A 26434-nucleotide genomic window follows, 5' to 3' on the forward strand; every position below is an offset into this window, starting at 1 on the left:
GTGCGCGATCTGGCACAACCGAACCACCGGCCGACCCGTCACCCGCTCCCTGATCGCCTACGACCACTGACCGACTTCGGAACTACTCGTCTAGCGCGCCCGGGACAGCCGGCCGTCGTGCATCTCCAGCACCCGGTCGGCCCGGCCCAGCAGGTCGCGGTCGTGGGTGACCATCACGGTGGCGGTGCGGTGCGTCCGGGTCACCTCGGCGAGCAACTCGACCACCTGCGCGCCGCGTTCGTGGTCCAGTGCCGAGGTCGGCTCGTCCACCAGCAGCACCGACGGGCTGCCGAACAGGGCGCGGGCGATGTTCACCCGCTGGCGCTCGCCGCCCGACAGCTGGTGCGGGCGGCGGCGCTGCTTGGCGCCCGCCAGGCCGACCGACTCCAGCAGCTCCTCGGCCCGGCCCCGGGCCCGCGCCGGGCGGCCGCCGCGCACCGACTCCAGGACGAGCAACTGCTCCACGGCGGTCAGCGAGGCCAGCAGGTTCGACTGCTGGAACACGATGCCCAGGCGCTCGCGGCGCAGCGCGGTGCGTTCGCGCTCGCCCAGCGCGCCCGCGTCCACGCCGTCCACCAGCACCTCGCCGCGGTCCGGGCGCAGCAGCGTCGCGGCGACCGCCAGCAGACTGGACTTGCCGGAGCCGGACGGGCCCGCGACGGCCGCGAACTCGCCCGGCGCGACGGCCAGTTCGACGTCGTCCAGGGCGGTCAGCCGGTGCTCGCCGTCCGGGTAGCTGAGGGTGACGCCGCGCAGCGCGAGACCGGTGCGCAGGGAGGTGTCGGTGGTCGGAGCGGTCACGGCGGGGCCTTCCGTAGCGGGGACGGGGGGACGGGGGTTCATCGGTTGGCGCCCAGGGCGGCCAGCGGGTCGACGGCGGTGATCCGGCGCACCGCGAGGGCCGCGCCCAGCAGGCCCAGCAGCACCATCGCCGCCACCGGGACGGCGACCGTCGAGGCGCCCACGTCGAACGGCACCGACGCCGAGGCCAGTGCCCCGCCGGCCGCGCCCAGCGCCCCGCCCAGCAGCGCCCCCGCCAGCAGGACCGCCGCCGCCTGGGCCAGCGCGTCGCGCACCAGGTAGCCGCTGGAGGCGCCCACCGCCTTCAGCACCGCGATGTCCGGGCGGCGCTGCACCGTCCACACCGTGAAGAACGCCCCCACCACCAGGGCGCTCACCGCGAACAGGAACCCCTGGATCAGCCGCAGGCTGCCCTGCTCGGCCGCGTACCCGTTGATGCCCGCCAGCGCCTCGTCCAGCGGCACCGCCTTCAGGTCGGCGGGCAGGCCGTGCGGCAGGCCGCGCACCGCCAGCGCCGTCGGCTGCCGCTGGCCCGAGACCAGCTGCCAGGTCGACGGGGTGGTCCACACGCTCGGGGCGTGCGAGAGCGAACGCTGCGCGGTGACCGCCGAGACCGTCAACCGCTGCGCGCCGAGCGTCACCTCACTGCCCGGGGCGAGGTGGTACGCGGCCGCCGTGTCGGCCCCCACCGCGACCTCGCCGTCCGCCGGGGCCGCACCCCGTACCAGCGGCGGCAGCAGCGGGGCGTCGGCGCCCAGCACGCTCACCGAGGCCGCGCCGCCGTCCGCCGTCAACCGCGACATCGACACGCCCAGCGGGTGCACCGCCTTCGCGCCCGGACTCGCCGCGACGGCCTCCCGCTGACCCGGTGAGACCGTGCTGGACGCGAACGACACCTCCGCCTCCCCGCCCGCCGGGGCGCCGAACACCACGCCGTCCACCGGGAGCCCGGCGATCGTCGAGGACGCCGCCGAGGCCAGACCGCCGGTCAGGCCGTACAGGAACACCACCAGGGTCGTGATCAGGGTGACCACCGCGCCCATCAGGGCGAACCGCCCTCGGGCGAAGCGGATGTCACGCAAAGCGACGAACACGGGAGACCTCTCGGACGGGGCGGACGGCGGGACGGTTCCAGCCTGGCCCGCGCGGACCCCGCCGACATCGGGGAGAGGGAGGGAGCGCGCACCCCTCGAGCGGTGCACCCGGAAATCCATCGAACGGTTGATGCCGGGGCGGCGTCCGGGGGCCCGCCCGCCCCGTACCCTCGGACAGCGTGCCCCGTACCGAACCGCCGTCCGTTCCGCTGCCCGTTCCGCCGCTCGTCCCGCCGTCCGACACGCACGCCTCCCCGGTCGGGCCGACGCCCGCGCTGCGGCTGGCCAACCTCGCCGTGCACGGCCTGTTCTTCACCCTGCTCGCCGTGCTGCTGGCCCGCGCCGCCGCCGACGGGGAACTCGGACCCGGCGGCTGGGCCACCGCCGGGGCGCTCGCCGCCGGGTACGCCGCCGGGGGCGCGCTGCGGCGGATCCGCGCGTCGCGGCCGCTGGGCGCCGTCTGGCTGCTCGCCGTCACCGCCCTGTGGATCGGACTCACCCTCCAGCACCCCGAGTTCAGCTACCTCGCCTTCCCGCTGTACTTCGTCTGCCTGCACGCCCTGCCGCCCCGGCTCGCCCTGCCCGCCGTCCTCGCGCTCACCGCCGCCGTCGTCGCCGCCCAGAGCACCACCCCCGGCGGCCTCACCACCGCCAAGGTCCTCGGCCCGCTGGCCGGCCTCGCCGTCGCCCTGCTCACCGCGTACGGCTACGCCGCCCTCTACCGGGAGAGCCGCGCCCGCCAGCGACTCATCGACGACCTGGTCCGCACCCGCGACGAACTCGCCGCCAGCCAGCGCGAGGCCGGCCGGCTCGCCGAACGCCAGCGCCTGGCCCGGGAGATCCACGACACCCTCGCCCAGGGCCTGGCCGGGATCGTGCTGCTCGCCCGCGAGGCCGGTGGGGCAGGTGGGGCCGGTGGGGCTGTGGGAGCCAGTGGGGCAGGTGGGGCAGGTGGGGCTTCCGAGGTTGCGGCGCTGCTGGACGAGATCGAGCGGACCGCCTCCGCGAACCTCGCCGAGGCCCGCCGCTTCGTCCACGCCCTCACCCCGCCCGCGCTCGACGGCACCACCCTCACCGACGCGCTACGCCGCCTCGCCGACGGCGCCGCGGCCGCCTTCCACCGCGACGGCGACCCCTACCCGCTGCCCGTCGAAGCCGAGGTCGCCCTGCTGCGCCTCACCCAGGAGGCCCTCGCCAACGCCGTCCGGCACGCCGCCGCCCCGCACATCGCCGTCACCCTCGGCTACCTCGACGACGCCGTCACCCTCGACGTCTACGACGACGGCACCGGCTTCGACCCCGCCACCGCGCCCGCCCCCGACTCCTTCGGGCTGCACGGCATGCACGAGCGGATCGCCGCCCTCGGTGGCACCCTCACCGTCGAGTCCGCCCCCGGGGAAGGCACCGCCGTCGCCGCGGTGCTGCCGCTGCGGGCGGTCGAGCCGCCGGGGGCGGGTGCGGTCGAGCCGCCACCGGGGCGTCCGGCGGGTCCCTCGGCGGGCGGGCCGGCCGGCCGTGCGGGTGGCCGTTCGGGCGGGGCGCTGCGGTTCGGGTTCGGGTTTGGGTCCGCGGGGGTGCGGCGGTGATCCGGGTCCTGGTGGTCGACGACCACCCCGTGGTCCGGCGCGGACTGCGCACCATCGTCGAGGAACTGCCCGGGGTCACCGCCGTCGGCGAGGCCGCGGACGGCGCCGCCGCGCTCGCCCTGCTCGCCGAACTGCCCGCCGAGCAGCGCCCGCACGTCGTCCTGATGGACCTCCAGATGGGCGCCGGCATGCACGGCGTCGAAGCCACCCGCCGGATCACCGCGCTGCCCGACCCGCCCGCCGTCCTGGTCCTCACCACCTACTCCACCGACGCCGACATCCTCGCCGCCGTCGAAGCCGGAGCCACCGGCTACCTGCTCAAGGACGCCCCGCCCGAGGACCTCGCCGCCGCAGTCCACGCCACCGCCCGCGGCGAGACCGTCCTCGCCCCGCCGGTCGCCGCCCGCCTCCTCGGCCGCGTCCGGGCCGGCCGCCCGACGCTCTCCCCGCGCGAGGCCGAAATCCTGCAGCTCCTCGCCGAGGGACTGCCCAACCGGCAGATCTCCAAAAGGCTCTTCATCAGCGAGGCGACCGTCAAGACCCACCTGGTGCACGTCTACGACAAACTCGGCGTGGATTCCCGCACCTCGGCGATCGCCGCTGGTCTGTCCGCCGGAATCATTCGCGCCGCCGAGCGCTGACCGGAATGTTTTGCGAACCTTGCCCGGTATGCGAACCTCCGCTTTTCGGCAGGAGGGGGGAAATGCGCTGGCAGCGGTTTTGTTGGCGCATTCTTGCGAGGCTCTTGGCCGTTCGTTGGTAGGGTCGTGAACGGGCCGTTACGGGGGAGAAGTGGACGACGGCCTGATCGTTCGACCTCTGGGGGGAAACCATGGGGGAAAACGCCGCTCACGCACCGGACCTTCCGGCCGGAACGCTCCGGGTGAATCCGGGCGAAATGCGGAACTGGTTCGGCACGACCAGGGAAATCGCGAATTCCTTCGTCACGGCGGGCCGCTCTGCCGAGGACGAGGTCACCGACGGATACGTGGCACTGTCCGGCTGGGACAGCGGCCCCGCCCTGCGGGACCGTTCGATCCGCTGGGACGACCAGGTCGCCGCGGCGGCCGGAGCCCGGGGAGGGTTGCGCAACAACTTCCTGGGCCTGCACGACCAACTGGCGCAGCAGGTGGGGAACCCGATGGCGGCCAACTGGGAGGGAGCCGCCGCCACCCAGGCCCAGGCCCGGGTGGCGGAGGCGGCGCTGGAGGCGGTCGTTCCTCCTGCGGGCGACGAGAAGGTGCCCGGCCTCGAACGTCCGTTGGCCAACGTCCTCGCGGACTACGTCGACGACACCCACGCCGCGTTCGGGGTGGACGGCTCGCAGCCGTACGGCTCGGAGAACAAGCCCGTGCGCACGGACCTGGACGGCTCGGCGCACATCGAGGTCAACCGGGGCACGCTGATCCGGGTGATGCGTGGCGCCTCCGAGGATCCGGAGGCGTTCGCCGTGCTGAAGGTGGCGGAGAACCGCAAATACGACGAGGTCATGCGGGACATTCCTCCGGGGGCCTCCGAGGAGCAGCAGTTGCGCCTGGTCAACGGGGGTGCCGCGGCCCTGGACCGGTGGAACACCTCGCTCGAGGCGACGAAGTCCCAGCTGAACGGGGAGCCGTCGTAGAAGCACGACGATCCGTTGTCCGTCGGCCGGGTGGGGTGGGTGCGCCCGGCTGACGGAGGGTCATGGGCTGCGGGGTTCCAAGTCGGCTGCGTAGTTATTCGGGTATTGGGGGGAGTCGTGGGCATGTTCGGGTCGGCCGGGGGGCTTCGGCGGAGGTTGGCGTGGTGCGGGGTGGCGTCGGTGGTGTTGGGGGTGCCGGCGGGGTGGTACTTCGGGGGTGGGGGCGAGCAGTGGCGGGAGGGCCTCGAACTGCGGGCCATGTGTCGGGGTGCGGTGGACACCGCCGAGGTGAAGGAGCTGTTCCGGACCAGGGAGAGGGTCCGCGGTAGGGACATGACGTCCTCGAAGAGCGAGTCCGCGCACTGCTGGGTGTACGGGGAGGGGGATCCTTCCGGCTTCTCCGTCGACATCGGTCCGAGCGGTGAGGAAGCCGCTCAAGCTCTGCGCCGCCTCGGCTGGTACGACTCCTTCACCTCTTCCAACCTGGCGGTTCCGACCGGGGCAGGGTGGTCGGGAGTGCTGCGGGTCGTCGCGAAGCAGCCCGTACTCGTCATGGTGGTGCCCTGCGGAGCGGAACCGCTGATCGTCTCGCTGCACTCGCAGAGCCTGGGCTCCCCGGCAGCCGACGATCCGGAGCAGCGTGCGCGGTTCGGGCGGATCGGGGCCCGGGTGGCGGAACGGGCGTCCGTCGAGTGGGGGTGCGGGGCGGTATCCGGTGGGCGGATCGAGCGGATCGGGGCGGAGGGGGACGGGGCCAGGCCGACACCGGGGACGGCCTCCGGGACGTGCGCGGGGGTGCCGGGGGTCGTCCAGGAGTGGCCGACGGACGGCAAAGCGCCGATCGAGGTGTGCAGGGCGTTCCCGTCGGACAGTGCGGACAGCTGGTACCGGCCGCTGTCGGCCTTCTACCCGCCGTTCGGCACCGCGGTACGGCCGGCCCTCGGGATCGACCCCGGCTCCTCGGGGCCGGGGGAGGCGGAGAGACGCATCTGGGCGACCGCGGCGTGTCCGGGCGGTGAGGCCCTCTACCTGGTGCAGGGGGACAAGGAGCCCAACGGAGCGTTCCTGCGGGAGGCGCTGGCCGGGTTCGCCCGGGAGTCGGCGGAGCGGCACGGGTGTGCGGAGCCGGTGCTGCCCTGAGCGGGGCTGGCGGGCGTGGCGGTGCGCGGTGCGGGGTTTCGTAATCGTTCGGGATCGGGGGAGTCGTGGGGATGTTCGGGTCGGCTGGGGGGCGTCGGCGGAGGCTGGCGTGGTGCGGGGTGGCGCTGCTGGTGGTGTCGGGGGTGTCGGCGGGGTGGTACTTCGGGGGTGGGTACGAGCGGTGGCGGGAGGGCCGTGAGCTGCGGGCCATGTGCCGGGGCACGGTGGGCGCGGCCGACATGAAGGAGCTGTTCCGGAGCGGGGAAATGATCCGCGCCAGCGACAGGGAGCCGGGGCGGGGCGAACTCGCGTACTGCGACGCGTTCTCCACGGGAAGCGCCCGGGAGATCGTCTTCTCCATCGGCTGGGGCGACGAGATCGCCACTTCCGCCCTGGACATCCTCGGTTGGCGCGACTACCCGTCCTCCGCCATGCTCGTTCCGGTCGGCGCCGGGTGGTCGGGCGTGTTGGACCCCCACGGGGGGCCCACGCTCGTCATGGTCGTACCCTGCGGGGGAGCCGGTGCGGGAAAGCAACTGGTCGTCACCTTGAGGGGACAGCACTGGTCGTTCTTCGAGGACCAGGACCCGGAGCAGCGTGCGCGGTTCGGGCGGATCGGGGCCCGGGTGGCGGAGCGGGCATCCGCCGAGTGGGGGTGCGGGGTCGCGCCCGGTGGGCGGATCGAGCGGCTCATTACCGAGGAGGAGGGGACCAAACCAGCACCGGGGACGGCGTCCGGAACGTGCACGGGGGTGCCGGGCAAGGTTCAGGAGTGGCCGACGGACGCGAAGGCGCCGATCGAGGAGTGCCGGACCTACCTGCGGCGCCGTCCGGACGACCCGAGCATGAAGCTGTCGGCGTTCTACCCGCCGTTCGGCAGCGCGGTGCGGCCGGCCATCGGACTGGCCGGGGACTCGCACGGGCCCGGGGCCCCCAAGCACAGGGGGTACCAGTGGGCGACCGCCGCGTGCCCCGGCGGAGAGGCGTTCTACCTGGTGCAGGGCACGGAGGAGCCGGGGGAGACAACCCCGCGGGAGGCGCTGGCCGGGTTCGCCCGGGAGTCGGCGAAGCGGCACGGGTGTGCGGAGCCGGTGCTGCCCTGAGTGGGGCCGGCGAGCGTGGCGGTGCGGGGTTTCGGAATCGTTCGGGTATCGGGGGGAGTCGTGGGCATGTTCGGGTCGGCCGGGGGGCGTCGGCGGAAGCTGGCGTGGTTCGGGGCGGTGCTGGTGGCGCTGGGGCTGCCGGCGGGGTGGTACTTCGGGGAGGGCGGCGCTCGGTGGCGGGAGGTCATCGAGCTGCGGGCCATGTGCGCGGGCACGGTGGACAGCGCCGCGCTGCGGGAGCTCTACGGGCGTCCGGAGCAGGTGCGGGGCCACGTCGAGTCGCCGGGGGCGGAGCGGCTCACGCGGTGCTGGGCGACGGGGCCGGATCCGGACGGCTCGACCTGGATCGCGGTGAGCTGGGGCGACAGCGGCGCGAGGCTGGCCCTGGACCGGATGGGATGGGAGCGGTCGACCCAGTGGTCCTTCAATCCGGTCGTACCGCTCGGCTCGGGGTGGTCCGGGGTGCTGACGCCCGGGAAGTACCGGCCCATGGTGGTGGTGGCACTGCCCTGCACGGGGGCCGCCGCGGGGAAGCACCTGGTCGTCTCGGTGGAGTTGGCCGGGTTCGAACTGGAGGCGAGCACGACCGGCGAGCCGTTCGACTCGCCGGCCCAGCGGGCCCGGACGGGGCGGCTCGTGACCGGAGTCGCGGAACGCGCCTCGGACCAGTGGGGCTGCGGCGCCGCGCCCGGGAACAGGATCGAAGACGTGGTGGGGCCGAGTTCCAGGGTGGCCAGGGAGGCGGCCACGCCGGACGGTTCCTGCGCCGGGGTCGGGGGGCGGGTCGACGAAGTCCCCGCCGACGCGTACGCACCGCTCGAAGAGTGCGAGACGCTGCTCCCGTGGAAGGGTGGGCGGTACGGCCTGACGCTGTCCGCGGCCTACCCGCCGTTCGCGGGCGCGATGCGGTCGTTCGTCGGCGCCGGAGCCGCCGGGCCGGGCAGTTCCGGGCAGCTGCGCTGGGCCACGGCCGCCTGCTCCGGCGGCGAGGCGCTCTACCTGGTGCGCGAGACGGCGCCGGGCAGCGCCGTGACGGCACGGGACGCGCTGGCCGGGTTCGCCCGGGAGTCCGCGAAGCGGCACGGGTGCGCGGAGCCGGTGCTGCCCTGAGCCGGTACGGGACCCGATCGGAGCGGGCAGGGAATGTCGGGTGCGGGCGGGGCGTCTCTCCCTAGGGTCGGAGACAAGGAAAACGGAAGGGAGCCGGGGTGCTGGAGCGGCTGAACCAGGCGATGGACCACGTGGAGGAGCACCTCGACCGGCGGTTGGACGTGGCCGAGCTGGCCCGGATCACCGCCACGTCGGAGTACCACTTCCGGCGGCTGTTCTCGTCGTTGGCGGGGATGCCGCTGTCGGAGTACGTCCGGCGCCGGCGGCTGACCGTCGCGGCGGCCGAGGTGCTCGCCGGGGAACCGTCGCTGCTGGACGTCGCGGTGCGCTACGGCTACACCTCGGGGGAAGCCTTCGCCAGGGCGTTCCGCGCCCTGCACGGGGTCGGGCCCGGGGAGGCGCGGCGCAGCGGCGCGGTGCTGAACGCGCAGCCCCGGCTCTCCTTCCGTCTCGTCGTCGAAGGGAGTGCCACCATGCGGTACCGCATCGTGGAGAAGGAAGCGTTTCGGGTGGTGGGCAAGAAGGCCCGGGTCCCGTTGATCTACGAGGGGGTCAATCCGCACATCGTCGAGCACGTGCGGAGCGTCCCGCCGGAGACCATGGGGCGGATCGTCGCGCTCTCCGACCAGGAGCCGGAGGGCGTGGTGTCGGCGACGCTGCGGCTGCCGGAGGAGGGGCCGGCCGGGCTGGACGGGCCGGCCGGCTTCGCGGAGGGCAGCCTGCTCGACTACTATCACGCGGTGGTGAGCGGAGCCGCCGAACTGCCCGACGACCTCGACGTGTTGGAGTGCCCGGCGGGCAGTTGGGCGGTGTTCGAGAACACCGGGCCGTTCCCGCAGGCACTGCAGCAGATGTGGGCCGAGGTCGCGGCCCGCTGGATCCCCTCCAACCCGTACGAGTACCGGCCGGGCCCGGAGATCCTGCGCGTCCGGCCCGTCCCCGACGACCCGGAGCAGTCGTCCGCGCAGCTGTGGATCCCGGTGGTCCGGACCCCGGCGTAGGCAGGGGGAGGGAAAGGGAGAGGGAGAGGAGGGGAGCGGTGGAGCGGGTGCGCGAACTCGCCCTCCGGCAGGCCGCCGGGTGGCTGACGGCGGCCGAACTCCCGATGGCGGCGGCCGAGTTGCTGGCCGCCGGGGTCGGTGGTGCCTCGCCCGCGCTGTGCGACCTGGCAGGCCGGAGCGGGCGCGAGCCGGAGCCGGAGTTGCTGGAGGTTCTCCGGCAGGCGATGGACGAACTCGGCGTCGAACAACCGGAGTCGGCGCAGGCCGAGCGGTGGGCGGTGCGTGAACTCGCGGTCCGGCTGCACGTGGGGGACGCCGATCCGGCCGGGACGGCGGCGCTGTGGTGGCGGTGGGGGAACAGCGCGGAGGGCGGGGCCGAACAGGGCTTCCTCGAGGTGCTGCGCCGGGCCTGCTGCGGTGACTGCCTGGCCGGACGGGCCCGGGAGGAAGCGGAGTCGTACCGGCGCTGGGAGGAGGAACTGCGGGCCGCCGCAGCCGAGTTGGCCGGAGGGTCGGCGGGCCGGCGGGGTTAGAGGGCCCACCAGCAGTACAGGCGCTGGCCGGATTCGCCTGCCCGCCGGGCGAGTTCGGCCAGCGCCCGCAGGACGGCGGCCGCTTCGGCGGGGGTGGTGCCGTACTCCTGGAGCTCCTCCGTCCGGGACCACGCCTCGGCGAGGCGGGGGAGGTCGGCGGGCGGGAGCGTGCCGAGGGCCGCGGCCAGGGTGTCGGTCAGGGTGACGACGGTGGAGCTGTCGTCCTCGTCCGGGACGGCGAGTGCCCGGCCCGCGCGGGGGCGGGCGGCGGCCTCCCGGTAGGTGCAGCCGGTCAGGACGGCCTCCAGCCGGGCGATCACGACCACCGGGTCGACGCCCTTGAGCGGGACGGTGTCCAGGCCCCGGGGGCCGGGGCCGCCGAGGGTGTCGAGGACGGCGAGGGCCGCGGCGTCGTCGGGGGCGGAGAAGTAGTCGCACAGGGGCATGCCGGGGATACTGGCACCCGGTGCTGACAGGCGGAGGGCGTGGGGGAGTGGACGGAGCCGTACGGGTGCTCGCGCTGCGGTACTTCTCGGGCTGGCTGGAGAGCGGGGAACTCCCCATGGCGGCAGCCGAGTTGCTGGCCGACGGGTACGACTCGGCGGCGCTCTGCGACCTGGCGGGCCGGGCGCGCCGGGAGGACGTCGCGGAGCTGGAGTCGCTGCTGCGGGAGGCCGTGGCGGAGAGCGGCCTGCGCTGTCCGGACGTGACGGAGGCCGGGAGTTGGCGGCTGGCCCGGCTCGCCGGGCAGTTGGAGGCGGGGGCGATCAACCCCGGGGAGTTCTGCGAGGCCGTCGGGGCGGGGCCGGAGACGCTCGGGGGCGGGGCCGAGGACCGGCTGTTCGCGGTGCTCGCCGAGTACTGCGACTGCTGCGGGCCGCAGGCGGGCACGCCGGCGTACCGGGAGTGGGGGCGGCGGGTACGGGAGGCCGCCTCGGAGCTGGCGGCCGGGCCGGCGGAGGCGGAGCGGCCGCCCGGGGGGTGACCGGGGTGTGACAGGATCCGGGCATGGTCACCCAGCACCCCCGCCCGCCCGCGCGGGTCGGCCGCCCCCGTGCGCTCGGGCCGTCGGAGAGCGAACTGGCCCCGCGCGAAGAGGTGTTGGCCGCGGCGGCGGAACTGTTCACGGAGAACGGGTACGCCGCCACCACCACCCGCGCGGTGGCGGAGCGGGCCGGACTGCGGCAGGCGTCGATGTACCACTACTTCGCGCGCAAGGAGGACATCCTCGCCACCCTGCTGGAGTCCACCGTCGAACCCTCGCTGCAACTGGCCACCGCGCTGCTCGCCCGGCCCGCGCTCGACCCGGCCGCCCGGCTGTGGGCGCTCGCCGCCGCCGACGCCGCACTGCTGCACCGCGGCCTGTACAACCTCGGCGCGCTCTACCAACTGCCCGAGGTGCGCGGGGAGCGCTTCGCCGGCTTTCGCCGCTCCCGCGCCGAACTGCGCGCCGCCTACGGCGAGTTGCTGCACCTGATCGCCCCGGGGGAACCGGGCCGCGAACTGCGCTGCGACCTGCTGCTGGGCCTGGTCGAGGGCGGGGTGGCGGTGGTCCGCGGCCGGGCGGAGAGCAGCGGGTACGGCACCGAGGAGGTCGGTGCGGCCGTCGCCGACGCGGCGCTGCGGCTGGCCGGCTGCGACCGGGCCGCGCGGGCGGCCGCCGCACGGGAGGGGGCCGGATTGGAGGCCGCGGTGCGCGAGGGGACGGGGAGCTAGGGGAGGGAGCGCGAGGGCGGAGGCCGCGGTGCGGCAGGGGAGCGGTGAGGTGGGAGCGAGTTCGTGGGCGCATCCGACGCGACGCCGCGGACCGGCTGGAGGAGGAGGGCGGTACGTACGGCGTGCTCGACGTGGTCGAAGCGGTGTGCGGCCCGGAGGACGAGGTGCGGGCCGGTGCGGTCCGGCTGGTGGAGGGGCCGAGGCGGTGGAGCTGTTCGGCACCGACCGGCCGGGCGCGGCGCGGGCCGTGGAGGTGACCCGCCGGGCCGGGGACGGCCGGGTGCCGCCGTTCGACCGGGGCGCCGGGTGCTGCACGGCGGTGTACGGCGGGGGCGGCGGCGGTCCCGAGGGCTACTGGTTCCGGGGCCGCAGCGGATTCTGAACGGAGGAGGGGAGGTGAGGGGGGAGGGGGAGAGGCGGGGCGGACGCCCTGGCCCCGGAGGGGGCGGGGGCCTGGGCGTCCGGCGACCCGGCGGGGTGGATCAGGAGTACTGGCCCGGGACGTAGTCCCCGGCGGGCTGCTGGATGGCCACGTTGATCCGGTTGTACGCGTTGATCAGCGCGATCAGGCTGACCAGCGCGGCCAGCTGGTCCTCGTCGTAGTGCTTGGCGGCCTCGGCCCAGGCGGCGTCGCTGATCCCGCCCGCGGCGTCCGCGATCCGGGTGCCCTGCTCGGTGAGCTCCAGGGCGGCCCGCTCGGCCTCGGTGAAGACGTTGGCCTCGCGCCAGGCGGCGATCAGGTTCAGCCGGGTCTGGGTCTCCCCGGCGTGCGCGGCGTCCTTGGTGTGCATGTCGGTGCAGAAGCCGCAGCCGTTGATCTGGCTGGCCCGGATCTTCACCAGCTCCTGGGTCACCGCCGGCAGCGAGGACAGGCCCAGGGCGTGGCCGGCCGAGTTGATGTACTTCAGGAACTTCGCGCCGAGCGGGTTGCCGAAGTAGTTGAGACGAGCGTTCACTGTTGGTGACTCCTTGGTGGTCAGCGCCGGTGTGTTCCGCGCTTCTGAAAGGTTGACCCCGCCGCGACCGCCCGTGTGACAGGCTGCCGATGTGACGCCGGTCACAGCTGCGGCGGGGTGACGTTCCAGTGCCCCGGCAGGTCCGCCTCGCAGAAGACGCACACGAAGAAACCCTCCCGCACCAAGGAAACCTCCCCGCACTCGACGCACCGCCGGAACACCACCGGATGGGTGAACCCGCCCGGGTGCGACGCCCCGGCCCGCTCCAGCGCCGCCGCGACGGCCGGCCAGCACGCGGTGTCCGGGCAGTAGCCGGTCGACAGGTTCGAGACCTCCACGACCCGGCGCCCGGCGGCGAAGGCGACCTCGCCCGCGCCCAGCACCGCCGCGCCGCCCGCGCACGCCACGTGCTCGCTGCGCCGGTCCGCGAGCCGCAGCACCCCGTCCGTCCCGACCGTGTACGTGAACGGGCCGGCCGGGTCGGGCTGTTGCGCCAGCCAGTCGGTGAGCTCGGCCGCCGAGCCGACCGGCGTGCCCGGCGGTGCGGTGCGCGCGGCGGCGCGGATGTCCGGCGGGCCGACGTAGCGGTAGGCGGGGGCGCTCACCGGGGGAGGGTGTCGGCCGGTGGGCCGGCCGGCGCGGGGGTGTGCGCGGGGTTCGGATCGTGGGGGAAGGGGAGCCGGAAGACCACCAGAATGAGCGCGACCAGGGTGGCCGCCAGCAGCAGGCGCGCGCTGCGGGAGGCGAACCGGCCGCACAACCGGGCGGCCGCCACGAAGCAGACCGTCAGGTACGGGGGCGACAGCAACCAGGCGTGCGGCAGGTCGAGGGTGACCGCGGTCAGCGGGGGGAGCAGCACGAGCGCCAGCAGGCCCGCGACGAACGCGCTGCTCCAAGGGTGTTCCAGTCGGACCAGGCGCAGCAGCAGGCCGCCGAGCAGCACGAACCCGGGCGGTGCGAACAGGAGGAGCCACACCTCGGTGTCGGTCAGGCAGCCCACGAACTCGCAGCTGCGCTCCGAGAGCACCGCCACCCACAGCTCCAGGAGCGTCACCACCCCCATCGCGGCGCCCACCAGCGCCGCCCGCGCCTTCGGGCCGAACTGTTCGGGCAGGCCGATCTCCACTGTGCCTCCTGGGCGCTTCCCGCGGACGGACGGTTCGCGGACATAGGGTGGACGCGCAGGGGCGCGGAACGGTTTCGAGGAGGACGCGATGGACTTCGACTGGACGGTGCCGCTGGTCGCCGCACCGATGGCGGGCGGAGCGAGCACCCCCGAACTGGTCGCCGCCGTCAACGGCGCGGGCGGCCTCGGGTTCCTCGCCGCGGGCTACCGCGACACCGGCGGGATGATCGAACAGATCACCCGGACCAGGGAGTTGACCGACCGGCCGTTCGGCGTCAACCTGTTCGTCCCCGGGCCGCCCGCCGCGCCCGGCCCGGTCGCCGCCTACCGGGAGCGGCTGCTGCCCGAGGCGCGGCGCCGGGGCGTCGAACTGCCCGCCGCGATCCCGCCCGACCGGGACGACTGGGACGCCAAGCTCGACGCGCTGCTGCACGGCCCCGCCCGGGGCGTCGAGTGGGTGTCGTACACCTTCGGCCTGCCCGAGCCCGCCGAGGCCGCCGCCCTCCGGGCCGCCGGCCTGCGCCAACTCGGCACCGTCACCAGCCCGGAGGAGGCCCGCGCCGCGACCGCGCTCGGCCTCGACGCGCTGGTCGTCCAGGGCCCCGAGGCGGGCGGCCACCGGGCCACCCACCGGGCGGAGGCGACACCCGGGTCCCTGCCGCTGCTCCAACTGCTGGCCGCCGTACGGGAAGTGACGCCGCTCCCGCTGATCGCCGCCGGCGGGCTGGGGAGCGGGGCCGCCATCGCCGCCGCCCTCGACGCGGGGGCGGTGGGCGCGCAGCTCGGCACCGCGTACCTGCGCACCGACGAGTCCGGGGCCTCGGCCGCGCACCGCCGGGCCCTGCTCGAACTCGACGCCACCACCGTCACCCGGGCCTTCACCGGACGCCCGGCCCGCGCCCTGCGCAACGCGTTCACCGACCGCCACGAGGGGCACGCCCCGGCGGCGTACCCGGAGGTGCACCACCTCACCCAACCGCTCAGGGCTGCCGCGAGCCGCGCGGAGGACCTGACGGCGATGCACCTCTGGGCGGGCACCGCCCACCGCGAGACCCGCGAGGGCCGCGCGGCGGACGTCACCCGGGAGCTGTGGCGGGAGGCGCGGGCGCTGCGCGCGGGGTGAGGCAGGAGAACGGGAGGAGGCGCGGGGAACTGCGCGCGGCGGGAGGTGAGCGTCAGCGTGGTCGCGGGACAGTGCAAGTGATGGTCCTGCTTCGCGATCTTGCTGTGCGTGCTCGGTTGGCCGCGCAGTTCCCCGCGCCCCTGGTTTCGCAGCGTTCGGCGCGCGGCAGGTTTCCCCGCGTCCCTGGGTTGGCGGCGTCCGGCGTGGCGGGTTCCCCTGGTGGGGGTCAGCTCAGGAGGTCGGCCATCCAGGATTCGATGGCGGCGACCTCGCGGGGGAGGGCGTTGGACATCAGGCGGGCTCCGTCGGCGGTGATGACGAGGTCGTCCTCGATGCGGACGCCGATGCCGCGGAGTTCGGCGGGGAGGGTGAGGTCGTCGGGCTGGAGGTAGAGGCCGGGTTCGACGGTGAGGACCATGCCCTCCTCCAGGACGCCGTCCAGGTAGGTTCCGGCGCGGGCCTTGGCGCAGTCGTGGACGTCGAGGCCGAGCATGTGGCCGCTGCCGCAGAGGGTGTAGCGGCGGTAGAGGCCGGAGTCCTCGTGGAGGGCTTCTTCGGCGGAGACCGGGAGGAGGCCCCATTCGGCGAGGCCCTCGGCGATGACGCGCATGCCGGCGCGGTGGAAGTCGCGGAAGGAGGCGCCGGGGCGGAGGGTGGCGATGCCGGCGCTCTGGGCGGCGAGGACGAGTTCGTAGACGTCGCGCTGGGCGGGGGTGAAGGTGCCGGAGAGCGGGAGGGTGCGGGTGATGTCGGCGGTGTAGAGGGTGTCGGTCTCCACGCCGGCGTCGAGCAGGAGGAGCTTTCCGGGGTCGAGTGGGCCGTCGTTGCGGATCCAGTGCAGGACGCAGGCGTGCGCGCCGGAGGCGACGATGGTCTCGTAGCCGGTGCCGTTGCCCTCGGCGCGGGCGCGGTGGTTGAAGGCGCCCTCCAGCCAGCGTTCGCCGCGGTGGTGGCGCAGGGCGGCGGGCAGGGCGCGCACGACGTCCGCGAAGCCGGCGGTGGTGTGGTCGACGGAGAGTTGGAGCTGTTCGATCTCCCAGGCGTCCTTGACCAGGCGCAGTTCGGAGACGGCGGCGGCGAACCGGCCGTCGGGCAGGGCGTGTTCGGGGGAGGGCCGGCCGGCCAGCGCGTCGAGGACCGGGTCGACGCCGGCCAGCAGGCGGGTGGGGACGGAGCCGGTGAACAGCTCGGGCAGGTCGTCGAGGTGGGCGGTGCGCAGGCCGGTGAGCCGGGCGGCCTCGGCGAGGTCGGCGCGCCGGCCGACCCAGAACTCGCCGTAGCGGCGGTCTCGGTAGAACTCGGCGGAGCCGCCGGAGCGGTCGGAGCGGGGGCGCAGGTGGAGGACGGGTTCGCCGTCGGGTTCGACCACCAGGACGTGGCCGACCTGCTCCTCGCCGGTCAGGCCGGTGAGGTGGGCGTAGGCGCTGTCGGGGCGGAAGCGGTGGTCGCAGTCGTTGCTGCGGACCTTCAACCGGCCGGCGGGGACGAGCAGGCGCTCGCCGGGGAAGGCGGCGGCGAGCTTGGCGCGGCGGGCCGGGAAGTGGGCGTAGCCGGGGACGCGCTCGTCGGCGGGCAGCGGGGTGGCGGCCCACTGGCCGGCCATGTACGCCTCCAGTGCGGGGGTGACCGGGAGGTCGTGGCTGCCGGTGTTCAGGGTGGGCTGGTCGGCCATCGTCGGGTGCTCCTCTGACCTGGTTGAGCCGGGACGGCGTGCTTGGCGGGAAACGGACTCGCACCGCGGGGCGGGCGCCGCAATGACGCGGGGCAATGACACGGGTCGATAACAGTCGTGCCCCCTCGTTGCGCAGTGCAATTTCACATTACTATGTTACGGGTCACACCTCAGAGCGGGCCAGACCCCGGGCGGCACAGATCCCCCGTTGAACGGCAGACCGGCCCCCATTCCCGGAGTTGCACATGAACAGGCGTTCCCACGCCGCCCTGGCGGCGGCCATCGCGGCATCCCTCACCCTCGGCCTCGGTGCGTGCAGCAGCAACAGCGGCGGCGGCGACAACGGCAGCGGCGACCAGCAGGGCGTGACCACCCAGGGCGACGGCATCGTCGGCGGCACGCCGGTGAAGGGCGGCACCCTCACCGTCCTGTCCAACCAGGACTTCGACCAGCTCGACCCGGCCCGCAACTGGACCATGCCGGTCATGGACGTCGGCGTCCGGCTGCTCTACCGCACCCTGACCACCTTCAGGGCGGCCCCCGGCGCCGAGGGCCTCAAGATCGAGCCCGACCTGGCCACCGACCTCGGCACCCCCAGCGACGGCGCCAAGACCTGGACCTTCCACCTGAAGGACGGCCTCAAGTACGAGGACGGCACCCCGATCGTCGCCGAGGACATCAAGTACAACGTCGAGCGCTCGTTCTCCGCCGAACTGGCCGGCGGCCCCGACTACGCGGCCCGCTACCTGGCCGGCGTCGACGGCTACCGGGGCCCGCTGGGCGGCGAGCACCTGGGCAAGGACTCCATCGAGGTCCCGGACGCGAAGACCATCGTCTTCCACCTCAAGCGCCCGGTCGCCGAGTTCGGCCAGACCGTCACCCTGCCGACCTTCTCGCCCGTCCCGGTGGCGAAGGAGACCGGCGCCAACTACTCCAACCACCCGGTCTCCTCCGGCCCGTACAAGATCGAGAGCTACGACCGCGGCAAGCGCATGGTGCTGGTCCGCAACACCAACTGGGACCCGAACAGCGACCCGGTGCGCAAGGCGTACCCGGACAGGATCGTCGTCGACCAGACCCTCAAGGGCACCGGCATCGCCGACCGCCTGATCGCCGACCAGGGCGACGACAAGAACGCCGTCTCGTACGTCGACCTGCTGCCCGCCAAGATGTCCGAGGTGCTCACCGACCCGGACGTCAAGAAGCGCCTGGTCAGCGAGAACGGCGGCTGCACCACCATGCTCGACATGAACACCACCAAGGCGCCGTTCGACAACGCCAAGGTGCGCCAGGCCATGCAGTACGCGGTGGACAAGGAGTCCTTCGCCGCCGCGATGGGCGGCCCGGCGTTCAACGACATCGCCACCACCTACCTGCCGCCGGCCCTCACCAACGGCGCCCCGGTCGACCACTTCATGACCAAGCCCGCGGGCGACCCGGACAGGGCCAAGCAGCTGCTCGCCGAGGCCGGCCTCCCGAACGGCTTCGACACCGAGATGGTCACCTCCACCGGCGGCAAGCAGCAGGCCGAGGCGATTCAGGCCGCCCTCAAGCGGGTCGGCGTGAACGTCACCATCACCACCGTCGACCCCACCGCCGTCAACTCCATCGTCGGCGACAAGGACAAGCAGCCCGGCCTGGCCCAGCTCGGCTGGTGCCCGGACTACCCGTCGGCGGCCACCTTCCTGCCGATGATCTACGACGGCCGCCAGATCCGCGACAAGGGCAACAACGGCAACATGACCCGGTTCAACGACCCCGAGGTCAACGCCGAACTCGACCGGATCGCCGGCCTGGCCGACCTCCAGCAGGCCAACGCCGCCTGGCTCGCCCTGGACGCCAAGATCATGGACGCCTCGCCCGCCGTCCCGCTGGTGTGGCAGAAGAAGCCGCTGCTGGTCGGCTCCAACATCGCCGGCGCCTTCGGCTCGCCGATCTGGTCCGCGCAGCTCGACTACGCGACCATCGGCCTCAAGTCCGTGAAGTAAGGCGGGAGTTCCCCACATGACCACCCCGCTCACCCCGGCCCCGACCGGGGGAGCGGGGGCCCCGGACGCCCCCGAGGCACCCGCCGCCCCCGCCTCCCCCTGGGCCCTCGCCCTGCACCGCCTGCGCCGCCGGCGCGCCGCCAGGACCGGCGCCGCCATCATTGCCTTCTTCGTCCTGGCGGCCCTCCTCGCCCCGGTGCTCACCGCGATCAGCGGCACCGGCCCGGACGCCATCGACAAGAAGGCGGTCGACCCCTACCTCGGCGGCCTGCCCCGCGGCTCCCTCGGCGGCATCAGCCCCGAACACTGGCTCGGCGTCGAGCCGATGCTCGGCCGCGACATCTTCGCCCGGCTGCTCTACGGCGCCCAGATCAGCCTGCTGGTCGCCTTCGTCTCCGCCCTGCTGATCACCCTGATCGGCACCGTCCTGGGCATCACCGCCGGCTACTTCGGCGGCCGCGTGGACACCGTGATCAGCCGGTTCATGGACATCATGATGTCCTTCCCCAGCCTGATCTTCATGATCGCGCTGCTCTCGGTCGCCCGCGACGTCAACCGCGTCGTCCTGCTCATCGGCGTGATGTCGCTGTTCTCCTGGCCCTACATCGCCCGCGTGGTGCGCGGCCAGACCCTCTCGCTCAAGCACCGCGAGTACGTCGAGGCCGCCCGCGCCAGCGGCACCACCAACCGCCGGATCCTGTTCGGCGAGATCCTGCCCAACCTCACCGGCACCGTCATCGTCTACGTCACCCTCGCCGTCCCCGGCCTGATCGGCACCGAGGCGGCGCTGTCCTTCCTCGGCGTGGGCATCCGCCCGCCCACGCCCTCCTGGGGCCAGATGATCTCCGACGCGGTGCTCTACTACAAGGTCGACCCGATGTTCTTCATCCTGCCCAGCGCCTGCCTGTTCCTGGTGGTCCTGGCCTTCACCCTGGTCGGCGACGCCCTTCGGGACGCCCTCGACCCGAAGGGCAGCCGGACGTGATCGGATTCCTGCTGCGGCGCGTCCTCGCGATGGCCGCCACCCTGCTCGCGGTCTGCGCCCTCACCTTCGCCGTCTTCTACCTGCTGCCCAGCGACCCGGCCGCCCAGTTCTGCGGCAAGGACTGCTCCGCCGACCGGATCGAACTCGTCCGGCAGCAGCTCGGACTGGCCGACCCCCTGACCGTCCAGTTCTGGCACTACGTCACCGCGATCTTCGCCGGCCGCTCCTACGGCACCGGCCAGTACGCCGTCCAGTGCGACTTCCCCTGCTTCGGGTACTCCTTCCAGTCCGCCCAGCCCGTCTGGGACCTGATGACGGACCGGCTGCCCACCAGCGTCTCGCTCGCCGTCGGCGCGGCCGTGCTCTGGCTCGTCCTCGGCGTCGGCGCCGGCGTCGTCTCCGCGCTGCGCCGGGGCACCTGGCTCGACCGCACCCTGATGATCGGCACCATCGGCATCGCCGCCCTGCCGGTCTACTTCACCGCGATGATCCTGCTCTACCTGGTCGTCACCGTCGCCGGGATCCTCCCCTACCCGCGCTACATCGCCTTCGGCGAGGACCCGGCCGGCTGGGTCACCAACCTGATCCTCCCGTGGATCGCGCTCTCCCTGCTGTACGCCGCCATCTACGCCCGGATGACCCGCAACTCCGTCATCGAGACGATGGCCGAACCGTACGTCCGCACCGCCCGCGCCAAGGGCCTGCGCGAACGCCGGGTCGTCGGCCGGCACGGACTGCGCCCCGCCCTCACCCCCGTCGCCACCATGCTCGGCATGGACCTCGGCGGACTGCTGGCCGGCGCGCTCATCACCGAATCGCTGTTCAGCCTCCCCGGCATCGGCAAGCTCTTCGCCGACTCCCTCAACAAGGCCGACCAGCCGGTGATCATGGGCATCACCCTGCTCGCCTCCTTCTTCATCGTCAGCTCCAACCTGGTCGTGGACCTCGTCTACGCCTGGATCGACCCGAGGGCGAGGCTGTCATGACCTCCCACCCGCTGCTCGACGTGCGCGACCTCGCCGTCGAGTTCACCACCGAGGAAGGCACCGTACGAGCCGTCAGGGGCGTCGACTTCACCGTCGAACGCGGCCGCACCCTCGGCATCGTCGGCGAGTCCGGCTCCGGCAAGTCCGTCACCTCGCTGGCCGTCATGGGCCTGCACCGCGGCGCCACCGTCACCGGCTCCGCCCGGCTCGACGGCACCGAACTCATCGGCGCCCCCGCCGAACAACTGCGCAGGCTCCGCGGCCGCAGGATGGCGATGGTGTTCCAGGACGCCCTCACCGCCCTGCACCCCTACTTCACCGTCGGCGACCAGATCGCCGAGGCGTACCGCGAGCACTTCGGCGGCAGCCGCAAGGCCGCCCTGGCCCGCGCCGTCGACGTCCTCGGCGACGTCGGCATCCCCGAACCCGCCCGCCGGGCCGACGAGTACCCGCACCAGTTCTCCGGCGGCATGCGCCAGCGCGCCATGATCGCCCTCGCGCTGTCCTGCGAACCCGACCTGGTCATCGCCGACGAACCCACCACCGCCCTCGACGTCACCGTCCAGGCCCAGGTGCTCGAACTCCTGATGCGCCTCCAGCAGGAACGCGGACTCGGCATCGTCATGATCACCCACGACCTCGGCGTCATCGCCCGGGTCGCCGACGACGTCCTCGTCATGTACGGCGGATCCGCCGCCGAACAGGCCCCCGCCGACGCCCTCTTCACCACCCCCCGGCACCCCTACACCCGCGGCCTGCTCGACTCGCTGCCCCGCCTCGACGCCGGGGACGGCGCCGAACTGCGCTCCATCCCCGGCAGCCCGCCCTCCCTGCTCGCCCCGCCCGCCGGCTGCGCCTTCCACCCGCGCTGCGCCGTCTACGCGGCCGAGCCCGACGCCCGCTGCACGGGCGAGCGCCCGCCGCTGCGCACCGTCGCCGACGGCCACCGCAGCGCGTGCGTCCTCGACGAGGTGACCGCATGACCACCGAGACCGCCCCGATCGCCGACGCCGCCGACTCCGGAGCGCCCGAAGCCCTGCTCAGCGTCCGCGACCTCGGCATGACCTTCCCCGGCCCGCGCGGCACCCTCCGCCGCCGCGCCGGCATCCGCGCCGTCGACGGCGTCAGCTTCGACGTCCGCCCCGGCGAGACGCTCGGCCTGGTCGGCGAGTCCGGCTGCGGCAAGTCCACCACCGGACGGATGCTGGTGCGGCTGCTCGACCCGACCGCCGGCCGCGTCAGCTTCCGCGGGAAGGACATCACCCGGACCTCGCAGCACCGACTGCGGCCGCTGCGCAGCGAGTTCCAGATGATCTTCCAGGACCCGTTCGCCTCGCTCAACCCGCGGCAGACCGTCCAGCAGATCATCGCCGCCCCGCTGCGCGCCCAGGGCGCGTCCAGGGCGAAGACCCGGGCCGAGGTTCGCGACCTGGTCCAGTTGGTCGGCCTCGCCCCCGAACACCTCGAGCGCTACCCGCACCAGTTCTCCGGCGGCCAGGCCCAGCGCATCGGCATCGCCCGCGCCCTCGCCACCCGCCCCGGACTCGTCGTCGCCGACGAACCCGTCTCCGCCCTCGACGTCTCCATCCAGGCCCAGATCGTCGGCCTGATGGAACGCCTCCAGCGCGAACTCGGCGTCGCCTACGTGTTCATCGCGCACGACCTCGCCGTGGTCAAGCACATCAGCCACCGGGTCGCCGTCATGTACCTCGGCCGGATCGTCGAGATCGGCGACAAGCAGCAGGTCTACGACCACCCCGCGCACCCCTACACCAAGGCGCTGCTGTCCGCCGTCCCGCTGCCCGACCCGGCCGCCGAACGCACCCGCGAACGGATCGTCCTGCTCGGCGACCCGCCCAGCCCCGCCAACCCGCCCAGCGGCTGCACCTTCCACCCCCGCTGCCCCAAGGCCCGGGACGTCTGCCGGACCGAGGCGCCCCTGCTCACCCTCACCACCCCGGGCCGCCAGGCGGCCTGCCACTTCCCCGAGGCGTAGCCCCGGCACGGCCCGCCGCACCCGCACCGAAACGCCCGCCCCGACCGGCCGGCCGACCGCTTCCGCGGCCGGCCGGGGCGGGACCACCCCGTGAAAGGAACCACCGCCCCGTGCAAGGAACCGCCGCACTGTCCTGGGACGGCTCCGCACTGCCGTCCGGCCGCACCGAGACCTCCCGCACCGTCGACGCCGGACCGCTCGCCCTGCGGGTCACCGCCATCGGCAGCGACACCGCCCCGGCCGTCACCGTCACCGCACCGGACGCCCCCGGCGTCCTGCTGGTCGAGGCCGGCACCGACGCTCCGGACGCCCGGCTGCGGATCGAATGGCAGCTGCCCTGCACCGGCGCCACCGGCTACTGGACCCCGAACACCGACACCCGCTGGCTGCCCCCGAGTTGGGCCCGGCCCCGGGAAGCCTCACTGCCCAAGGGCGCACCCGTCGGCAGCCTGGTCGGCCCCGGCGACAGCGCCCTGTGCACCTTCGCGGTCGGCGAACCCGTCCGCCCCGTCACCATCGGCGAGGGCGCCGTCGAGGAGACCGGCCGCTACAGCTGGTGGATCGAACAGGACGGCCCGCACACCGCGCTGCGCCTCGACCTGAGCGGACGCCACTTCGCCGACACCGTACGGGAGTGCGCCGCCTGGTGGGCCGCCCTCGCCCCCGTCCGGCCCGTCCCCGACCGCGCCTTCGAGCCGGTGTTCTGCACCTGGTACGCGCTGCACCTGGCGATGACCTCCGCCGACGTCGAACGGCTCGCCGCACTCGCCGCCCCGCTCGGCTTCCGCACGCTGATCGTCGACGACGGCTGGCAGACCGACGAACGCACCCGCTCCTACGCCACCACCGGCGACTGGCAGCCCGCCCCCAGGACTTCCCCGACTTCGCCGGACACGTCCGCCGGATCCAGGCCCTCGGCCTCAGCTACCTGCTCTGGCACGCGATCCCGTTCGCCGGCGACCGCAGCGCCGCCGCGAAGCGGCTCGAGGGGCACACCCTCACCCACCTGCCGCTGCTGGAGACCTTCCTGCTCGACCCGCGCAGCGCCACCGTCCGCGCCCACCAGGTCGAACGGCTCGCCGCCGCGGTCGAACAGCACGGTGTCGACGGCCTCAAGGTCGACTTCGTCGACACCTTCGCCCGCGAGCCCGCACCCGGCGTCGCACCCGACACCGTGCCCGGCGCCGCCTCCCCGGAAGCCGACTGCGCCACCGTCGCGGAGGGCGTGCAGAAACTGCTGGCCGAACTCGACGCCCGGCTGCGCGCCACCCGCCCCGACGTCCTGGTCGAGCACCGCCAGGACTACACGGGCCCCGGCCTGTGGCCCTACGCCACCATGGTCCGGGCCGCCGACTGCCCGCACAGCGCCGTCGAGAACCGCGTCCGCACCGCCGACCTGCGGCTCACCGCCGGACCGCTCGCCGTGCACGCCGACCCGCTGACCTGGCACCCGCAGGAGAGCCCCGAGCAGATCGCCGTCCTGCTCCAGTCGGTGCTGTTCGCCACCGCCCAGGTCTCCGTCGACCTCGCCGCCCAGGACGCCGACCAGCTGACCGCCCTGGCGTTCTGGCTGAGCGTCATGAAGGAGCACCGCGACCTGCTCCAGCGCAGCGAACTGCGGCCGCACCGGCCCGAGTTGGCCTATCCGGTGATCGAGGCCCGGGACGGCGCCCGGCTGGCCTTCGGCCGCTACGCGCCGCTGCCGCTGTGGGCCCGCGGCGAGTGGGAACTGCTGCTGGTCGCCAACGCCGACCAGGACACCCTGGTGCGGATCGAGTTCGACCGCGCGCCCGGCACCGTCGACCTGCTGGTGCAGGACTGCCTGGGCGGCACCGTCGCCCGGGCGCAGACCCCGGTCGGAGGGACGGAGCTGTCCGTCCGCGTCCCCACCGGGGGTCTGCTTACCCTGCGCAGGTAGCAACCGCCGCCGGCCGGGGCCGGCTTCGGAGGATCACACCTCCAGGTCGGCCTCGACCTTCTTCAGCTGGTGCCGGGCCATCGCCAGGTTGGCCCGGTTGCGGTCCAGCGCCAGGTACAGGAACAGGCCCTTGCCGGTGCGCGAGGTCAGCGGCCGGATCAGGTGGTACTGGGTGGAGAGGCTGATCAGGATGTCCTCGATCGCCTCGTTCAGGTTCAGCAGCTCCATCGCGCGCAGCTTGGCCCGCACCACGTCGGTGTTGCCCGCGGCCGCGACGTTGAGGTCCAGGTCGGACCCGCCGCCGATGGTGCCCAGCGCCATTCCGCTGTTGTAGTCGACCAGGGCGACACCGATGGTGCCCTCGATCGCGCTCATGATGTCCTTCAGCGCGGTTTCCACAGCAGCCATTTTTTCCAAGTACCTCTTCCGTGAAAGGAATTGACGACCCGTCAAGTCTTTGGCGCGACGGGTTTGTTGCGGGATGAGATGAGCGTCAGGGGCCAGGGAGGGGGACGGGCGGGCGGTCAGAAGGTCGTCCGGTCGAGGTCGGCGTCGGCCAGGGCCGCTATCCGGGCCCCGGCCCGGCGGGCCTCCAGGTGCAGCCGCCCCACGTTGGCCTGCGAACCGGCCAGCAGGGTCAGCACGGTGTACGCCCCGGCCGCGTACGTCGCGGTGTAGCCGCGCTCGCCGCGGGTGATCAGCTCCCGGAAGGCGCCCTGCCCGGTCGCCTCGGTGAGCCGGGAGCCCACGCCGAGCGCCGCGGCGGTCAGCGCGGCCACGCTCTCCGCCTCCAGCGCGGACGCGTCGTGCGCCACCACCAGTCCGTCGATGGTCGCCACCAGCGAACCGGTCAGGTGCGGGATCCTCGCCCGCAGGCCCTGCAGTTCGGCCTGCACCTCGGCCTCCGGCAGCACGGGGGTCCTCCTCGCGGTCAGTTGTCGAAAGGTCCGCTTCATGACTCGGTCGGCGGGACGGGGCGGGCGAGCGGGGCGGTCACAGGGCCTCCAGGGCAGCGCGTAGTCGGAGCAGCAGGCCCACCTCCGGGTCCGAGGAGTCGTAGGAGCGCGGGCCGGGCGGCAACAGCACGTCCGGCGGCGCGGCTTGCGGCACGGCGGCCGGGGGCGGGTCGGGGACGGCGGCCGGCCGGGGGGCGGTCAGCAGCCCCGCGGCGGCCAACTGCCGGACGTCCAGCAGCGTGCCGTAGGTGGAGCGCCCCAGCAGCCGGGCCAGCTCGGGCGCGGTACGGGTGCCGTCGGCCGCGGCCAGCAGCGCCTGCCGGCGGCGGCGCGGCACCGCGGTGCGACGGGTCGGGGCGGCGCCGGTGGCCCGCAGCGGGGCGCGGTCCAGCTCGGCGGACGGCCAGCAGCCGTCCAGCAGCGAGCGGCGGCGGCCGATCGCGCCGCGCAGCTCCAGCACCGACAGCGGGCGGGCCAGCCGGAACACCGGGACGGCGGCCGGGTCGAAGCGCAGCTCCCCGTCGTGCTGGGCCAGCGCCTCCTGCGCGCCGTCCAGGGTGGCGGCCAGCCGGGCGAGTTCGAGCTCGCCCGCGCCGACCAGGCCGCTGCCCAGCAGCTGCTCGGCGAGCCGCCCGGCGCCCGGCAGCAGGCTCTCCTCCCACTGGCGTACGGTGATCCGCCCGGAGCCGGTCAGCAGGTGGCCGACGGTCGCGGCGCCCGGCGCCTCGGCGTGCACCACCAGGCCGCCCGCCAGGTGCACCGCGCCGCCGGGGCCGTGCAGGGCGCCGGTGGAGCCGTCCGCGGCGAGGTCGGTCAGCGCGGCCTCGAAGGTGGTGGCGGGCGCGCAGCTGGAGCGCCGGCGCCGGGGGAGCGGGGCGGCGTGGGCCCGCCGCGCGCGGGGGGCCGGGGCGGGGGGCGTGTCGGAGGTTCCGGCGGAGGTTCCGGCGCCGACCGGACCGGGGGCGAGGGTTTCGGCGCCGATCGGCCCGGGGGTGACGGTCTCGGCGGGGACGGGCTCGGCCG

28 protein-coding genes are annotated in these 26434 nt (G+C 74.2%); 18 read left to right on the plus strand and 10 right to left on the minus strand.

The window, feature by feature from the left end:
• Positions 1 to 90: 90 nt before the first annotated feature.
• Positions 91 to 801 (minus strand): ABC transporter ATP-binding protein, encoded by a 711-nt coding sequence (locus ACFUEL_RS09575; protein ID WP_380235497.1) that lies wholly within the window; start codon positions 799 to 801, stop codon positions 91 to 93.
• Between the two features lie 38 nt (positions 802 to 839).
• Positions 840 to 1895 carry an FtsX-like permease family protein gene (locus ACFUEL_RS09580; RefSeq protein WP_380235498.1) on the minus strand — a complete coding sequence of 352 codons (1056 nt, stop codon included), beginning with the start codon at positions 1893 to 1895 and terminating at the stop codon, positions 840 to 842.
• 179 nt (positions 1896 to 2074) lie between these two features.
• On the opposite strand from ACFUEL_RS09580, the gene ACFUEL_RS09585 reads away from it, so the two are divergent.
• The 8 genes from ACFUEL_RS09585 (at position 2075) to ACFUEL_RS09620 (ending at position 9989) form a co-directional block, all read left to right on the plus strand.
• Positions 2075 to 3481: a sensor histidine kinase gene (locus ACFUEL_RS09585; RefSeq protein ID WP_380235499.1), complete on the plus strand. Its 1407-nt coding sequence runs from the start codon at positions 2075 to 2077 to the stop codon at positions 3479 to 3481.
• A complete protein-coding gene (locus ACFUEL_RS09590) occupies positions 3478 to 4122 on the plus strand; it encodes a response regulator (RefSeq protein ID WP_380235500.1) in 645 nt (214 codons plus the stop codon). Before ACFUEL_RS09585 ends, ACFUEL_RS09590 begins: the two co-directional genes overlap by 4 nt.
• A 257-nt stretch (positions 4123 to 4379) precedes the next feature.
• Positions 4380 to 5102, plus strand: a complete 723-nt coding sequence (locus ACFUEL_RS09595) for a hypothetical protein (RefSeq protein ID WP_380235501.1) — start codon at positions 4380 to 4382, stop codon at positions 5100 to 5102.
• A gap of 180 nt (positions 5103 to 5282) precedes the next feature.
• Positions 5283 to 6242, plus strand: coding sequence for a hypothetical protein (locus ACFUEL_RS09600; protein ID WP_380235502.1), 960 nt, complete (start codon positions 5283 to 5285; stop codon positions 6240 to 6242).
• Positions 6243 to 6361: 119 nt separating this feature from the next.
• Entirely contained in the window at positions 6362 to 7345 is a 984-nt protein-coding gene (locus ACFUEL_RS09605) for a hypothetical protein (RefSeq protein WP_380235503.1), read from the plus strand.
• Positions 7346 to 7411: 66 nt separating this feature from the next.
• Positions 7412 to 8455: a hypothetical protein gene (locus tag ACFUEL_RS09610; RefSeq protein ID WP_380235504.1), complete on the plus strand. Its 1044-nt coding sequence runs from the start codon at positions 7412 to 7414 to the stop codon at positions 8453 to 8455.
• A gap of 98 nt (positions 8456 to 8553) precedes the next feature.
• A complete protein-coding gene (locus ACFUEL_RS09615) occupies positions 8554 to 9456 on the plus strand; it encodes a helix-turn-helix domain-containing protein (RefSeq protein WP_380235505.1) in 903 nt (300 codons plus the stop codon).
• 38 nt (positions 9457 to 9494) lie between these two features.
• Positions 9495 to 9989: a hypothetical protein gene (locus tag ACFUEL_RS09620; protein ID WP_380235506.1), complete on the plus strand. Its 495-nt coding sequence runs from the start codon at positions 9495 to 9497 to the stop codon at positions 9987 to 9989.
• Here ACFUEL_RS09620 and ACFUEL_RS09625 read toward each other — a convergent pair.
• Positions 9986 to 10435 carry a hypothetical protein gene (locus ACFUEL_RS09625; RefSeq protein WP_380235508.1) on the minus strand — a complete coding sequence of 150 codons (450 nt, stop codon included), beginning with the start codon at positions 10433 to 10435 and terminating at the stop codon, positions 9986 to 9988. The genes ACFUEL_RS09620 and ACFUEL_RS09625 overlap by 4 nt on opposite strands.
• 47 nt (positions 10436 to 10482) lie before the next feature.
• Here ACFUEL_RS09625 and ACFUEL_RS09630 point away from each other — a divergent pair, with 47 nt between their 5' ends.
• From ACFUEL_RS09630 to ACFUEL_RS09640, 3 genes are all read left to right on the plus strand, one after another.
• Positions 10483 to 10974: a hypothetical protein gene (locus ACFUEL_RS09630; RefSeq protein ID WP_380235509.1), complete on the plus strand. Its 492-nt coding sequence runs from the start codon at positions 10483 to 10485 to the stop codon at positions 10972 to 10974.
• Positions 10975 to 10997: 23 nt separating this feature from the next.
• Positions 10998 to 11705 (plus strand): TetR/AcrR family transcriptional regulator, encoded by a 708-nt coding sequence (locus ACFUEL_RS09635; protein WP_380235510.1) that lies wholly within the window; start codon positions 10998 to 11000, stop codon positions 11703 to 11705.
• 205 nt (positions 11706 to 11910) lie between these two features.
• Positions 11911 to 12087 carry a hypothetical protein gene (locus ACFUEL_RS09640; protein ID WP_380235511.1) on the plus strand — a complete coding sequence of 59 codons (177 nt, stop codon included), beginning with the start codon at positions 11911 to 11913 and terminating at the stop codon, positions 12085 to 12087.
• 100 nt (positions 12088 to 12187) lie between these two features.
• On the opposite strand, the gene ACFUEL_RS09645 is transcribed toward ACFUEL_RS09640, so the two are convergent.
• The 3 genes from ACFUEL_RS09645 to ACFUEL_RS09655 form a co-directional block, all read right to left on the minus strand.
• A complete protein-coding gene (locus tag ACFUEL_RS09645) occupies positions 12188 to 12661 on the minus strand; it encodes a carboxymuconolactone decarboxylase family protein (RefSeq protein ID WP_380235512.1) in 474 nt (157 codons plus the stop codon).
• A gap of 101 nt (positions 12662 to 12762) precedes the next feature.
• Entirely contained in the window at positions 12763 to 13266 is a 504-nt protein-coding gene (locus tag ACFUEL_RS09650) for a hypothetical protein (RefSeq protein WP_380235513.1), read from the minus strand.
• Entirely contained in the window at positions 13263 to 13787 is a 525-nt protein-coding gene (locus tag ACFUEL_RS09655) for a hypothetical protein (protein WP_380235514.1), read from the minus strand. Before ACFUEL_RS09655 ends, ACFUEL_RS09650 begins: the two co-directional genes overlap by 4 nt.
• Before the next feature lie 88 nt (positions 13788 to 13875).
• Here ACFUEL_RS09655 and ACFUEL_RS09660 point away from each other — a divergent pair, with 88 nt between their 5' ends.
• Positions 13876 to 14910, plus strand: a complete 1035-nt coding sequence (locus ACFUEL_RS09660; protein ID WP_380235515.1) for a nitronate monooxygenase — start codon at positions 13876 to 13878, stop codon at positions 14908 to 14910.
• A gap of 226 nt (positions 14911 to 15136) precedes the next feature.
• On the opposite strand, the gene ACFUEL_RS09665 is transcribed toward ACFUEL_RS09660, so the two are convergent.
• Complete coding sequence (locus ACFUEL_RS09665; RefSeq protein ID WP_380235516.1) at positions 15137 to 16582, minus strand: aminopeptidase P family protein; 1446 nt, start codon at positions 16580 to 16582, stop codon at positions 15137 to 15139.
• A 245-nt stretch (positions 16583 to 16827) separates the two neighbouring features.
• On the opposite strand from ACFUEL_RS09665, the gene ACFUEL_RS09670 reads away from it, so the two are divergent.
• From ACFUEL_RS09670 to ACFUEL_RS09695, 6 genes are all read left to right on the plus strand, one after another.
• On the plus strand, positions 16828 to 18570 hold the full coding sequence (locus ACFUEL_RS09670) for an ABC transporter substrate-binding protein (protein ID WP_380235517.1): 1743 nt from the start codon (positions 16828 to 16830) through the stop codon (positions 18568 to 18570).
• A 16-nt stretch (positions 18571 to 18586) separates the two neighbouring features.
• Positions 18587 to 19555 carry an ABC transporter permease gene (locus ACFUEL_RS09675; protein WP_380235518.1) on the plus strand — a complete coding sequence of 323 codons (969 nt, stop codon included), beginning with the start codon at positions 18587 to 18589 and terminating at the stop codon, positions 19553 to 19555.
• The gene (locus ACFUEL_RS09680; RefSeq protein WP_380235519.1) at positions 19552 to 20541 is read left to right on the plus strand and encodes an ABC transporter permease; all 990 of its coding nucleotides are present in this window, start codon (positions 19552 to 19554) and stop codon (positions 20539 to 20541) included. The genes ACFUEL_RS09675 and ACFUEL_RS09680 overlap by 4 nt, the downstream gene beginning before the upstream one ends.
• Positions 20538 to 21524, plus strand: coding sequence for an ABC transporter ATP-binding protein (locus ACFUEL_RS09685; RefSeq protein ID WP_380235520.1), 987 nt, complete (start codon positions 20538 to 20540; stop codon positions 21522 to 21524). The genes ACFUEL_RS09680 and ACFUEL_RS09685 overlap by 4 nt, the downstream gene beginning before the upstream one ends.
• Positions 21521 to 22537, plus strand: a complete 1017-nt coding sequence (locus ACFUEL_RS09690) for an ABC transporter ATP-binding protein (RefSeq protein WP_380235521.1) — start codon at positions 21521 to 21523, stop codon at positions 22535 to 22537. The genes ACFUEL_RS09685 and ACFUEL_RS09690 overlap by 4 nt, the downstream gene beginning before the upstream one ends.
• 634 nt (positions 22538 to 23171) lie before the next feature.
• The gene (locus ACFUEL_RS09695; RefSeq protein ID WP_380235522.1) at positions 23172 to 24455 is read left to right on the plus strand and encodes a hypothetical protein; all 1284 of its coding nucleotides are present in this window, start codon (positions 23172 to 23174) and stop codon (positions 24453 to 24455) included.
• A 33-nt stretch (positions 24456 to 24488) separates the two neighbouring features.
• Here ACFUEL_RS09695 and ACFUEL_RS09700 read toward each other — a convergent pair whose 3' ends face one another.
• The 3 genes from ACFUEL_RS09700 to ACFUEL_RS09710 all read right to left on the minus strand — a co-directional run.
• Positions 24489 to 24863, minus strand: a complete 375-nt coding sequence (locus tag ACFUEL_RS09700) for a hypothetical protein (RefSeq protein WP_014139762.1) — start codon at positions 24861 to 24863, stop codon at positions 24489 to 24491.
• A gap of 116 nt (positions 24864 to 24979) precedes the next feature.
• Positions 24980 to 25369 (minus strand): roadblock/LC7 domain-containing protein, encoded by a 390-nt coding sequence (locus ACFUEL_RS09705; protein ID WP_344552770.1) that lies wholly within the window; start codon positions 25367 to 25369, stop codon positions 24980 to 24982.
• Positions 25370 to 25448: 79 nt separating this feature from the next.
• On the minus strand, positions 25449 to 26434 hold a 986-nt coding region (locus ACFUEL_RS09710), incomplete at its 5' end, for a hypothetical protein (RefSeq protein ID WP_380235523.1).

Origin of the sequence: Kitasatospora sp. NPDC057198 (genome assembly GCF_042670125.1) — a bacterium.
In the GTDB taxonomy this organism is placed as follows: domain Bacteria; phylum Actinomycetota; class Actinomycetes; order Streptomycetales; family Streptomycetaceae; genus Kitasatospora.

What these genes read in the sequence shown, in the direction of transcription:
- ACFUEL_RS09595 (WP_380235501.1), top strand. Translation starts at nt 4,380, where the DNA reads ATGCGGAACTGGTTCGGCACGACCAGGGAAATCGCGAATTCCTTCGTC.
- ACFUEL_RS09610 (WP_380235504.1), top strand. Translation starts at nt 7,412, where the DNA reads ATGTTCGGGTCGGCCGGGGGGCGTCGGCGGAAGCTGGCGTGGTTCGGG.
- ACFUEL_RS09625 (WP_380235508.1), bottom strand. Translation starts at nt 10,435, where the DNA reads ATGCCCCTGTGCGACTACTTCTCCGCCCCCGACGACGCCGCGGCCCTC.
- ACFUEL_RS09635 (WP_380235510.1), top strand. Translation starts at nt 10,998, where the DNA reads ATGGTCACCCAGCACCCCCGCCCGCCCGCGCGGGTCGGCCGCCCCCGT.
- ACFUEL_RS09660 (WP_380235515.1), top strand. Translation starts at nt 13,876, where the DNA reads ATGGACTTCGACTGGACGGTGCCGCTGGTCGCCGCACCGATGGCGGGC.
- ACFUEL_RS09665 (WP_380235516.1), bottom strand. Translation starts at nt 16,582, where the DNA reads ATGGCCGACCAGCCCACCCTGAACACCGGCAGCCACGACCTCCCGGTC.
- ACFUEL_RS09670 (WP_380235517.1), top strand. Translation starts at nt 16,828, where the DNA reads ATGAACAGGCGTTCCCACGCCGCCCTGGCGGCGGCCATCGCGGCATCC.
- ACFUEL_RS09675 (WP_380235518.1), top strand. Translation starts at nt 18,587, where the DNA reads ATGACCACCCCGCTCACCCCGGCCCCGACCGGGGGAGCGGGGGCCCCG.
- ACFUEL_RS09685 (WP_380235520.1), top strand. Translation starts at nt 20,538, where the DNA reads ATGACCTCCCACCCGCTGCTCGACGTGCGCGACCTCGCCGTCGAGTTC.
- ACFUEL_RS09690 (WP_380235521.1), top strand. Translation starts at nt 21,521, where the DNA reads ATGACCACCGAGACCGCCCCGATCGCCGACGCCGCCGACTCCGGAGCG.
- ACFUEL_RS09700 (WP_014139762.1), bottom strand. Translation starts at nt 24,863, where the DNA reads ATGGCTGCTGTGGAAACCGCGCTGAAGGACATCATGAGCGCGATCGAG.